The organism is Streptomyces sp. NBC_00258, assembly GCF_036182465.1.
In the GTDB taxonomy this organism is placed as follows: Bacteria; Actinomycetota; Actinomycetes; order Streptomycetales; family Streptomycetaceae; genus Streptomyces.
Genome location: NZ_CP108081.1, coordinates 11,779,373 through 11,791,579, shown reverse-complemented (window position 1 = coordinate 11,791,579; position 12,207 = coordinate 11,779,373). Strand labels below are relative to the sequence as shown.

Genomic DNA, 12,207 nt, shown 5'->3' with positions numbered 1-12,207 from the left:
CACCAATCGGCCGGATATCACGATTGAGCACCCAATTGCCGCCCTTTAGGATCCGGAATTGGGTTCAGCGCCTGCAACGAGCAGTGACGTACTGAGCCGTGACAGGAGCAACCATCCATGACCGCTGACGTGTTCACTGCCGAGTTGAGTACCCAGGAGGCTGCCGCCTTGGCTGCAGTCGATGAGGAGGCCATCGCCAGAACTCTGCTGGAGCTGATCGCGATCCCGAGTGTGACCGGGAGTCCCGCGGAATCCGAGGCTCAGCACCATCTGGCCGGGCGGCTGAACCAGCTCGGGCTGGACGTCGATTTGTGGTCCATGGATCTGCCCGCGCTGCTGGCGCATCCCAGCTTCCCAGGGGCTGAGGCGCCGCGGGACGAGGCGTGGGGGCTGGTGGGGGCCACGGAAGACGGCGGCGACGGCCCGACTTTGATCCTCCAGGGTCACGTCGACGTCGTACCGCCCGGCGATCCCGGGCAGTGGGACGGGGACCCGTTCGTGCCCAGGGTTGTTGGGGACACCGTTCATGGCCGAGGCGCATGTGACATGAAGGCGGGGCTGGCGGCCCACCTTGCCGCGCTGGCTGCGATCCGGGTCAGTGGGGCGAGGCTGCGCGGTCGGCTGGCGGTACATTTCGTGGTCGGTGAGGAGGACGGCGGACTCGGCACCTTCGGCACGCTCCAGCGCGGCCACACGGGCGACGCCTGCATCATCACCGAGCCGACCGGCGGCGCTCTGATCACGGCCAACGCCGGCGCGCTGACCTTCCGCATCAGCGTCCCCGGTCTGGCTACCCACGGCAGCTCCCGTGACGCAGGGGTCAGCGCCCTTGACGCGTATCTGCCTGTCCACTGGGCGCTGGCTCGTCTGGAGACCAAGCGGAATGCCAATCCGGATCCGCTGATGGCGGAGTACAAAATTCCCTACGCGCTGTCCGTCGGTATGGTCCGCTCGGGCGACTGGGCGAGCAGTGTGCCCGATCTCTTGGTGGCCGAGGGGCGGTTCGGCGTACGACTGGACGAGGATCCAGCTGCCGCCCGCGCCGACCTGGAGCTGTGCGTGGCGGAAGCCTGCGCCGCCGACCCTTGGCTGCGCGATCACCCGGCGACCGTTACCTGGTCTGGGGGGCAGTTCGCCAGCGGGCGTCTGCCGTTGGGGCACCCACTGCGGGATGTCGTACGGGCGGCGGCCCAAGACGTCGCGGGCGGTGGCCCTGTCCCGCGCGAGCATGGCGCACCGTACGGCAGTGACCTGCGCCTTTATGCCGCCGCAGGCATCCCGACCCTGCAGTTCGGCCCGGGTGACATCCGTCTTGCGCACAGCTCCCAGGAACAGGTCTGTGTCTCTGAGGTCGTGCAGGTCACCCGCGCGCTGGTCCTCAGCGCGCTCCGAACGGTCGGCACCAAGTGAGCAGAGCTACGAACTTTCAGGGCATGTACGCCAGCATGTACGCTCCTGCCCCACCGGTGGCGCACAGCAGTCCCGCGCTGGGGTGCCAGCACAGGCCAGTCAGGTCGCTGGCGAGGCGCAGCGCGCAATGGCAGCGGCCGGAGGCTACATGCCACAGCCGTATGGTCTGATCGCGCCCCGACGTCGCGAGTAGCGTCCCGTCCGGGGAGAAGGCGCAGTTCTCCACCCAGTTGGTGTGTCCCGTGACCACGGCGTGCTCGGTGCGGTCGGCGACGCGCCACAACCGTACGGTGCGGTCGTCGGCGGTGGTGGCGAGCAGGGTGCCGTCGGGAGAGAACGCGCAACTGGTCACCGCGTCGGTGTGCCCGGTCAGCACCGCTGCCTGGCTGCCATCGGCCATTCGCCACAACCGTGCCGTCCGGTCACCACTTGTGGTGGCGAGCAGGGTGCCGTCGGGAGAGAACGCGCAGCTCGTCACTCCCTCGGTGTGCCCGGTCAGCACCGCTGCCTGGCTGCCATCGGCGATCCGCCACAACCGTGCCGTCTTGTCCTGGCTGGCTGTGGCGAGCAGCGTGCCGTCCGGGGAGAAGGAACAGCCGGTCACCCAGTAGGTGTGGCCGGTGAGTACGGCGTGTTCAGTGCCATCGGTGATCCGCCACAGCCGTGCCGTCCGGTCGTTGCTCGTGGTGGCGAGCAGCGTGCTGTCGGGGGAGAAGACACAGCTGTAGGCGCGCCCCATGTGGCCGGTGAGCACGCCCCGTTCAGCGCCGCCAGGGATCTCCTTCAGCAGCGCTGTGCGATCGTCGCTGGTGATGGCCAGCAGGGTACCGTCCGGCGAGAACGCGCAGCGGTACACCCGGATGTGGCCGGTCAGGACCGTGTGTTCGGTGCCGTCGGTGACCCGCCACAGGCGGGTCGTCTGATCGTTGCTGGTCGTTGCGAGCAGCGTGCCGTCCGGGGAAAATGCGCAGCCGCGGATCCAGCCGCTGTGCCCGCTGAGTCGCGCCTTCTCGGTGCCGTCGGCGACCGCCCACAGGCGGATGCCGTCGGCCGCGCTGGCGGTGGCCAGCAGGGTGCCGTCCGGCGAGAAGACGCATTTGTACATGGAGGAATGGCCGGTCAGCACGGTCCGTTCGGTGCCGTCAGCGATCCGCCACAGCCGGGCGGTGTCGTCGTGGCTCGAGGTGGCGAGCAGCGTGCCGTCCGGTGAGAAGGCGCAGCTGTCCACCGTGTGGGTGTGCCCGGACAGGACTCTCTGTTCGGTACCGTCGGCGACCCGCCACATGCGTGCGGTGTGGTCGTGGCTGCTGGTGGCCAGCAGGGTCCCGTCGGGAGAGAAAGCACAGCTGGTAACGCCCTTGCCGTGGCCGGTCAGCACGGCGTCGACGGTGCCGTCGGCGACCCGCCACATGCGTGCGGTGCCGTCCTCGCTGCTGGTGGCGAGCAGGCTGCCGTCCGATGAGAAGGCGCAGCTCGTCACCCAGTCGGTGTGACCGATCAGTACCGCGAGTTCGGTCCCGTCGGCGACCCGCCACAGCCGGACGGTGTGGTCGATGCCGGTAGTGGCGAGCACAGCGCCGCTAGGAGAGAAGGCGCAGTCCCACACACCTTCGGTGTGCCCGGACAGCACCGTCTGTTCGGTGCCGTCGGCGACCCGCCACAGACGTGCGGTGTGGTCGTTGCTAGTAGTGGCCAGCAGGCTCCCGTCGGGAGAGAAAGCACAGCTCGTGACGGCGCCCTTGTGGCCGGTCGGGTGGGGGCGGGCTGGGTCAGGCCTGTCGGGCAGGGGCCATGTTGGCTCCACCCGGGGGCGCGGCAGGGTCTGTCGGTAGGCGTGGAGTTCGGCTTCAAGGCCGGGTTCGCCGTGCAGTTGGGCGGCCAGCGTCGCGCCCAGTGCTTCGGGCGGGTCAATCGGGCCGAGCAGATGGGCGGCGGACTGAAGGACCCGCCGCAGGTTTCTGGCGGTGAGAGTGTCTGACAGCTCCAGATCGGCGATGACGCCCACCACGGAACCGAGGCGACGCGTCTTAGCCTCGACCCAGCGCAGATCGCACACGAGGGTGGCCAGCTCCTCGTGTTGATCGGCCGCGGCCAGATGGTATGGCAGGTAGCGCCACAGATAGTTGGAGTCGGCGGGCATGGTCCACCACGGCCTCGGCACTCCGTCGTGTCGTGCCAACAGCGCAGCCGAGGCGGCGGTCAGCCGCCGGTGCGTCTCGGTGCGCGCGTCGGGTCCCTGGCGGGTGCGCAGGTAGGCTCGGATCACGTCGTGCAGCACTAGCCTGGGTCCCGGCGCGTCGAGTCGGTAGTCGGCTACCAGCCCCAGCCCGGCCAGTTCCTCGCACAGCGCGTCCACCCGCACGCCAGGCCACAGCAGCCCGAGAATGTCCTGTGGGATGTCCACGTCCTCGGGGAACACAGCCAGGTCCAGACAACGGATCTGGTCGGCCGACGCGAGCAGAGTCAGACTGGCCTCGACAGTAGCCGCCACAGCCCGGCTCCGGTCGGCCGGACGCGCAGGATCGAAAGCGCCGGGGCCGTCAGCCAGCAGCGTCCGCATGACCTGCTCGGCGGCTTCCTGCGCCGATTGGCCCCGCTCAATGCGCCGGCGCAGTGTGCCGTTGATCAGGTTGAGCAGCACCGGCCATCGTCCGGCCGCCTTGCTCAGCCCTTCCGTGATCTCTGCGGGAAGCCCCGCAACGCCGCCGGTGAGCAGGAGCCGGGCCTGGTCAGCGGACATGGCGTCCACGACGAGGTGACGACTACTGGCGGGAAGCAGGTCGGGAATACGGGTGGTGATGAGCCGCGTGCAGTCCCGGCCGCCGAACCCGAAAGGCCGAAGCTGCGACTCTTCCCATACGTCGTCGACAACGAGCAGCACCGATTCCGCGCGCTCGTCGAGCAGCCGTCCCAGCTCGGTTCCGGCGGCGTCCGGATCTGACAGCGTAGGCCGCCGTCCACTCAGTACACAGGCCAGGTCATTGATCCGCTCAGCCAGATCCGCACCACGGATCTCCTGGCCAAGGGTGGCCCATAGAAGACCGCCCGGATAGCGCTCGCGCAGCTGAGTCTGGTGACACGCCCAGGCCGCCAGCGTCGTCTTGCCGAACCCGCCGGCTCCTCGCAGCCCGGTGGTCATTCCCACCTCGGTGGCCCCGGCTGCCGACAGCGCGGCCATCAAACGAGCGGCCAGTTCGGGACGTTCCACCATCCGCTCCAACGGCGGCGCCATCCACGGCCGTCGGAGCTCCTCGGACGTCCTGGAACCATTCCCGTTCGGTCCTCCCCGCCCGGTTGCATCAGCCTCGTGGTCCACGCGCCAGACTTCGAAAGCGACCCACACTGCGACCAGCACGAAGAGTGCGGCCCCAACCGTCCAAGTCCACTGTGACGTCGCCAGGTTGGCCAGCGCACCCGCCGCGAACGCCAGTAGCGTCGAAGCCCCAGTAACGGTCCCCTGCCTGGAGAGCCTCTGCCCCACCCCGCTAGACCTTCGACGTGGCATTACGGGACCCCCTCCCCGATGCAACTAGTCGTACCCAGAAAGGTACCGAGCGTGACCGGCAGCGTCCGACGAACTGCAGCACCGACCCGGGAATGGCCAGTCACAGGCCCACACTCGGGATAGAACCGAGGACGCCGATCGATTGGAAGCCGCGCAAGAGCAACACAAACCACACGGTCAGCGCTGCGATCGAGCTCCCCTCAACCTTCCCTGACCGCCAGACAATCCACGGAACGCGCAGCGGCTCATCAGCCGCAGCGGCACCGGCTGCCTCACACACCGTCACAGGGCCTGCCGTATGGCGCGGTTCCTCCCGGGCTCATTCGGCCGGAGCCGGTGCGCTGGCGAGTGCACCGGGGGCATCCACTCGAACTGGTCTGAGAGGGATTTGTGGAATGCGACCCCGCGATCCTGCACTCCGGACGCCTCGACGTGAAACCCAGGATCGAGCGTCCCGACGCCGAAGCGGCGAAGGACATTCTGGCGTGGCTTCGACGCCGACAACCGGCCCCACCGAATTTGGCCATCGCTGGCGCCGACAGACGTTCGATGACGGTCTGCCGGAGGCCCCGCCTCGTGGCCCCTACCTGCAGGTGGATGGCGGTGGGGCCGCTTCGGAACGTCACGCAGTGATCTGCGACCTCCCGGGGCCAAGTGGCCAATATCGAGGGGCCGTTGAACAACGTCACAGCCATCCTGGCGGGCACAGCGCCATGTTTCCCCCTGAAACAGCAAGACCATCAGAAAAGCTACAATCGCATCAGTGACTTCAGCCTGGCTGGCAAGTCCTTCTCCCGGCTGGGCAGTTGCCTCTCCCATCCGTGCGACGGAGCGCTCCCGCGGCGGCTGCGGTCTGAGGTGAGATGGCTGAGAGGGCAGCAACGGTGAAGGTACGACGGCTGACACTGCAGCATTTCCGCGGCATCAGCCACGGCACCGTTGTGCTGAGCGGCCACTCGCTGCTGGTCGGCTCCAACAGCATCGGCAAATCCACCGTCTGTGAGGCACTGGAGCTCATCCTGGGACCGGAGCGGATGTTCCGCCGCCCGGTGGTCGACGAGTACGACTTCTACGGCACCCGCTACCAGCCGGTGGATGGTGAACTGCCCGAGATCCGGCTGGAGGCCGTGCTGACCGGCCTGTCGCCGGAGGCCGAGCGCCGCTTCGGACCTCACCTGCGGCGGTGGTCGGCCCAGCGGGATGACTTCGCCGATCTGGAGCCGGGCGCGATGGAAAAGGCGGACGCCGGCGAATGGTGCCTGCCGGTGGTATTCCTGGGCCGGTTCGACCCGCAGGAAGACGACTTCTTCGGCGGCACCTACTTCGCCCACCCCGAAAGCGTGCCGGATGACCTCACCGAGGAGAGCACCGAACTCGGCGCGGGCCTGCGCCCTTTCACCCGTGAGGACAAGCGTCACTGCGGGTTTTTGTATCTGCGGCCCAACCGGACCGGGAGCAGGGCGCTGACCTTCCAGCGGGGGTCACTGCTGGACACCATCGTGCGGCTGGAGGCCGAACGGGCCGGACCGCTGTGGGAGAAGGCCCTGACCGATCTTGCCGCGGTCGTGATCGCGGGTGAGGATTCGGGCTTCGCCAAGATTCGCGGCGAGGTGGCCGAGCGGGTGGACCGCTTCGTGAGCCTGTCCGCGCAGCCTGACCCGGTGGATCTGCAGGTCTCCGAGCGCACCCGAGAGCACCTGCGGGAGGTACTGCGCCTGTTCATTGCCACCCAGCCCGGCACGCACGGCGTGCCCTTCAACCGGCTGAGTACCGGCACCCTGAACCTGCTTGTGTTCGCCCTGTTGACCTACATCGCCGAGCTCAAGGGCGATCACTCGGTGATCTTTGCAATGGAGGAGCCGGAGATTGCGCTTCCGCCGCATGCACAGCGCCGCCTGGTCGACTTCGTCATCCAGCGCATGGGGCAAGCGATCGTCACCTCGCACTCGCCGTATGTCATCGAGAAGTTCGACCCCGGCAACATCGTGGTGCTGGGACGGAACGAGACGGGTGAGCTGAGCAGTTCGCCGGTGGTGCTGCCGACGGACTTCAAGGCCAAGCGGTACCGGGACAACCGCCGCCAGTTCGCCGAAGCGGTGCTGGCCCGTGCGGTGCTGGTGGTGGAGGGCGCCACGGAGGCCGACCTGGTCCCCGCGGTCGCCGATGTCCTGGAGCAGGATCCTGCTGTGGACTATCTGCACCCCGACCTCGCTGGCGTCACGGTCTTCGACGCGCAGGGCGATGCTTCGGTGCCGCTGTTCGCTCCGGTCTTCAAGAGCCTGGGCAAGCCGGTGTATGGCATCCACGACACTCCGGTGCGGCCCTTCTCCCCCGAAGTCGAGGCGAAGACGGCCGACTTCACCCGCTACACCGTGATCGCTCATAACGGGATCGAGGACCTACTCACCTCGGAGATCCCGCCCACGGTGCAGCGGCGCTTCCTCAGCTCGGCCGCGGGCCGGACGGACTACCCGGTGAAGTGCGGGCTTCTGCACGAAGACATGGACGACGCCGCGGTTCGCACACTGGCTCGGCAGGTCCTCAAAGCCCGCAAGGGAGACGGCTACGGCGCCGCCCTCGTCGCCGAGTGCAGCGGCCTGGCCGACCTGCCGGCCTCGATTGCTGGCTTCCTTCTGCAGATCGACCGCGACCTGCGACCGGTGGCAGAGACCGACACCACGCCCCCGGCGCCAGACGCCGACGGCGATGCGGCCGATGGAACTTGACGACACCCGCCAGGCAATCCTGGCCAGCACCGGGCATGCACTGATCGAAGGTGGGCCCGGCTGCGGCAAGACCACGATCGCTCTGCTGAAAGCCCTCAAGGCCCAGGAGCTTCTGCAGGACGAACAGCGAGTGCTGTTCCTGAGCTTCTCCCGCGCGGCGGTGCGGCAGATCAACGACCGGATGAGCGGACTGTACAACCGGTCCGCACGTGCCAGGCTGGAGGTGCGCACCTTCCACGCCTTCTTCCTCGAGCTCGTGCGCAGCCACGGCCGACTGCTGACCGGGCGGCCGTCGTCGTTCATCACCCCCGACCGGGAGCGGGAGTTGCGCGCCGACTTCGGCGGAGACAAGGACGCCTGGCCAGCAGAGTGCCGGCGGATGGCTACCGAGGAGGGGCGGTACGTCTTCGACCGACTTGCCGACACCGCCGCCAACCTGCTGGAAGGCAGTACCGCGGTGCGCTCCCTGTACTGCGGCATCTACCCGCTGATCATCGTGGATGAGTTCCAGGACACCAACATCGACCAGTGGCGGGCCGTCAAGTCGCTCAGCCAGGCTTCCACCGTGATCTGCCTGGCCGACCCCGACCAGCGCATCTTCGGCCACCTGCCCGGCGTCGACGAGGAACGCATCGCACACGCCATCGCCCATCTGCAACCGGTCCGCTTCGACCTGTCAAAAGACAACCACCGCAGCCCGGAAGGCGGGCTGCTCGGCTACGCCAACGCCGTCCTGCGCAATACCCCCTCCCCCGTCCCGGACAGCGTCAAAGCCCTTACCTACGCTCAGCAGCGGGGAGCCATTCCCGTCGAGATCCGCACTCACCAGGCGGTGATCGCCTTGCGGAGTCATCTACGGGCCGAGCTCAAGCGTGACCCCACGCTCGCGGTCCTGGCCACCACCAACAGCCTCGTTGGACGCATCTCCGAGAAGATCAGCGTGGAGAACGTGACAGCCCGCGGTGTGCTGCCGCCCGTCGATCACGACCTGCACTGGGACCCCGAGCTGTCCGCCGCAGCCGGATTCGTCGTGGCCTCGATGCTGGAGTGGCCCGCCCTGCCCCGCCTCGAAGCGCTCACCAAAACCCTTCGCGCCGTGGCCGACTTCTACCGCACCAAGTTCACGCGTGGCACCACCGGCGCGCGCAGCAAGATCCAGACCATCGAGCGGGCCATCACCGCGCTCACCGAAGGCAAACCACCGCGTGCCAAGACAGCCCAGTCCCTTCTGGCCGCCTACGACGCCGGCCTGAAGCTGGTCGGCCGGCCGGTTGCCGACTGGCAGGACACCCGAACCCGCCTGCAGGGGTCCGCCGAACTCGTGGAACTGTTCAAGCAAGTGCGGATGCTACGGATGCTGAACGCCACTGACCGACTGGCTCTCACCCTCACCCAAGCCTGGGACGGAGCAGCCGCCTACACGGATGCAGCCGCCGCTATACGCCGCGCCCTGGCCAACGACCAACTGGCCGTGCCCGAACAGAACACAGCCGCCGTCAGTCTGATGAGTATGCACCGCTCCAAGGGGAAGGAATTCGACGGCGTGGTCATCGCCGAGGGCGCCTACCACAGCCGCCTACTGGACCCGGAATGGGACGCTGAACGCATCCGCGGCAATCGCCGCCTGCTCCGCGTCGCCATCACCCGCGCACGCCACATGGTCGTCTTCGTAAGGCCCGAGGACGGTCTGCCGCTGACTCCCAACCGCTAGGGCGGGGGGGCCGCACATGGTGCTTCGCTAGGAGGGCCGTTCTTGCCTGGCCGGGGCATACGCGTATCGCTGACGTGGGCACGGCCCACGTGCCGCCCAAGGCGAACAGCAAACGGGGTGAGCTGGTCTCCGAGCGGTGTGGCCCGGAGATTCAGCCCAGTTGGCCGGGTCACACCCCAAATGCGTCCCGGGCCACGGTCCCTGTGTCATTTCCAAAGCGCAGGATCCTGCTGAACAGGCTCGCCGATGTGCGTCGGGCACGCAACTCGAAGTCCGGACGGGGCTGCAACATCCCTCAGCAGCATGCTGTCCCAGCGTCTCTCAGCATGCTCTGACCAGCATCAACGGCATATCGTTCATGATCGGGACAGTGTTGGGACAAACCCGGGACGGCAGGATTCCGGTTGGGCGTGCGTCCGCCGGATGCGGCATCATCCAAGGAACGTGCTGCGCCGAGCAGGCCCCAAACCCGCTGGCGCGTGGAGCACTCAAGTCCAAAGCGCAAAGGGTGTGTTGACAGTTATGAGCGGAACTCTTTCCTGTGTTGGGGCCGGTCGGCCCGAGCCTGAGCCGGCCCGGGGAGGCACGGTCGTTATTGCCGTGCTGATCATCCTGGTCGCACTGTCCTGCGCGGCGCTGCCCTGGCAGGAGATGCTGGCGGCTCTCGTGGTCGAGGTGACGGCAGCCATCACCCTTGCCGCGCTCCAAGCGTGGCGCACCGACGGCCGTCACGCCTGACGGGATTCTGATGGGACGTCACGAGCAGGAGCTCCGTGTGCGTGCCGCAGAGATGGGCGAGGTGGCGCGGTGGCTTCGCCGGGCGCGCCACCTCGCTGGCCTCACCTATGCGGAACTGGCGCGAGAAGCGGGCATGAGCAGCTCCCGGCTGCATCGGGCCGCGAACGGCTGCCGCACGCCGTTGCCGGTCGTGGAAGCGTTCGCACGAGCATGCGGAGCCAGCCTGGACGAGGCCCGTGCACTGTGGCAACAGGCGCAAAGCGTCGGAACGGCCGGCTCTTCGGCAGCGGAACAGGTCCGCGTAGAGGAGATCAGCACTTTCGCACAATTGCGGGAAGCCATGTGGGCTTTGCACGCCGCACACGACAGGCCGAGCCTGCGGAAGCTGCAGGAGCGTGCCGGGCCGGGTATCTTGCCCAGGACCACACTGAACGAGGCCCTGCGCGGTAAGACCCGCCTGCGCAAGGACATCATGCTCTCCTTCGTCCGTGTGCTGGGTGTCGGTGAGGATGCCGAGGCATCCTGGGCCGCGGCGTGGGACAGAGCAGAACGCAACCCTCACGCTCCTCAGCGGCAGGTTGTGCATGTGGTTCCCTCCCCGCAGCTGCTGAGGGCATTATCCGACCTGCCCATGTCTGGCTGGAGCTGCTTCGCGGCGCTCGTGGACAACGCGGTCGCTGCGCAGGCATCGGCCTATGGCACCCGCCCAACCAGCCCAGCCGATCCGTTGCCCGTGTCGATCGAGTTCTCCGACGGCAGCCATCCTGGACAGGAAACGGTGACGATCTCTGATCTCGGCCCCGGCATGAATGACAAGGCGCTTCTTGAAGCGGCGCGTCTCGGCTGGAGCGGTAAAGCGTCCCGTTACCCCACTCTGGGGCTCGGCTTCAACGTCGCCACCAGCCGTTTGGGATCACACATAACCGTGCGCACCGCCCGCCCTGAGGCAGCAGACTGGAGCGTCCTCACTATCGACCTGGGCTCCTTGGTACGCGGCGCGGAGTGGCGGGTGCCGGTGAGCACTGAGCCCAAGGTAGAGCCGTCAGAACACGGCACCCACATCACCATCTCCCAGTTGCGCGAACCCTGGTCTGCCGCCGAACAGCTCCGTCTGGGCGTCAAGCTCGGAGACATCTACAGCTACCCGATTCGCGAGAACCGTCTGCATCTCACCATCAACGGACGCAAGGTCGGCCCGCGCCTTCCGTGCATCTGGGGCGACAACCGGTCAGTTCTGCGTCGCGAGGGCCCAGTCCCTGCCAGACTGCCGATCAATGTGACCGTGGCCACCGTGCACGACTGCGCGGTCTGCGGGCACCACAGCGCCCTGGATGCTGAGCGCTGCGCCGAGTGTCAGAGCCATCGTCTAACTCCGCTCCCCCAGCGAGTGTGGGGCTGGGTAGGCATCCAGCGGTATCTGCACACGACCGACTACGGCATCGACTTCTACAGCCATGGCAGGAAGATCCTCGTTCGCGACAAGAGTCTGTTCGCCTGGCATGACGACTCTGGTGACGCGCGCATGGAATACCCCATCGACATGCCCGCAGGTATGGGCCGGATCGTCGGGGAGATCCACTGCGACCACGTACCGGTTGCCTGGAACAAGGACTCATTCGACATGGACAGCGCGCAGTGGCGGGCAGTCGTCCACGCAGTGCGGGGCCAGGGCCCCTTGGGCGCTCAGCAAAGCCGCCGGTATGGCTACTCCGTTAACACCAGTCCTCTCGCAATCCTCTACCACGGTTACCGCCGGAACGACCCAGGCCTTAAGTACCTGGTCCCCGGGGACGGCAAAATGGCCATCCACCGGGCTGCACGGGAGTGGGCGCATTGCTTCCACCGAGGTCTGCCCGAGTACCTCAATGACGACATCTGGTACGCAGCAGCGGCCAGCCACGATTCGCGGCGCCGAGACGGCGCCCCGGACGTGCGTCTCCGGTAGAAGTGAGCGTGCTGCCGTCTGAGCTGGTTGAGCCCCGGGCGCACCCATGAACTATTGCTGGTGCTCTCACCGCATAGGTTCGTCGGGTGAGTGGCGGTTGGATCGGTGCCGTCCGATCCGGCCGCTGGAGGGGCGGTGGCTGAAGTTGTCCGTGTGAGCAGACCGACCACGA

6 protein-coding genes are annotated in these 12,207 nt (G+C 67.4%); 5 read left to right on the top strand and 1 reads right to left on the bottom strand.

The features are described from left to right. Positions 1-117: 117 nt before the first annotated feature. On the top strand, positions 118-1,410 hold the full coding sequence (locus OG718_RS52370) for an ArgE/DapE family deacylase (RefSeq protein ID WP_328842942.1): 1,293 nt from the start codon (positions 118-120) through the stop codon (positions 1,408-1,410). A 16-nt stretch (positions 1,411-1,426) separates the two neighbouring features. On the opposite strand, the gene OG718_RS52365 is transcribed toward OG718_RS52370, so the two are convergent. Continuing rightward, positions 1,427-4,621: an NB-ARC domain-containing protein gene (locus OG718_RS52365; RefSeq protein ID WP_328842943.1), complete on the bottom strand. Its 3,195-nt coding sequence runs from the start codon at positions 4,619-4,621 to the stop codon at positions 1,427-1,429. 1,178 nt (positions 4,622-5,799) lie between these two features. Here OG718_RS52365 and OG718_RS52360 point away from each other — a divergent pair. From OG718_RS52360 to OG718_RS52345, 4 genes are all read left to right on the top strand, one after another. After that, positions 5,800-7,641, top strand: coding sequence for an ATP-dependent nuclease (locus OG718_RS52360; RefSeq protein WP_328842944.1), 1,842 nt, complete (start codon positions 5,800-5,802; stop codon positions 7,639-7,641). Next, positions 7,631-9,352: an ATP-dependent helicase gene (locus tag OG718_RS52355; RefSeq protein WP_328842945.1), complete on the top strand. Its 1,722-nt coding sequence runs from the start codon at positions 7,631-7,633 to the stop codon at positions 9,350-9,352. The genes OG718_RS52360 and OG718_RS52355 overlap by 11 nt, the downstream gene beginning before the upstream one ends. Before the next feature lie 600 nt (positions 9,353-9,952). Continuing rightward, complete coding sequence (locus OG718_RS52350; protein WP_328842946.1) at positions 9,953-10,090, top strand: hypothetical protein; 138 nt, start codon at positions 9,953-9,955, stop codon at positions 10,088-10,090. Between the two features lie 37 nt (positions 10,091-10,127). Further along, the gene (locus OG718_RS52345) at positions 10,128-12,035 is read left to right on the top strand and encodes an XRE family transcriptional regulator (RefSeq protein WP_328842947.1); all 1,908 of its coding nucleotides are present in this window, start codon (positions 10,128-10,130) and stop codon (positions 12,033-12,035) included. Positions 12,036-12,207 lie beyond the last annotated feature (172 nt).

Excerpts from the sequence above, each read along its gene's own strand:
- OG718_RS52370 (WP_328842942.1), top strand. The coding sequence starts at position 118 with ATGACCGCTGACGTGTTCACTGCCGAGTTGAGTACCCAGGAGGCTGCC.
- OG718_RS52365 (WP_328842943.1), bottom strand. The coding sequence starts at position 4,621 with ATGGTGGAACGTCCCGAACTGGCCGCTCGTTTGATGGCCGCGCTGTCG.
- OG718_RS52355 (WP_328842945.1), top strand. The coding sequence starts at position 7,631 with ATGGAACTTGACGACACCCGCCAGGCAATCCTGGCCAGCACCGGGCAT.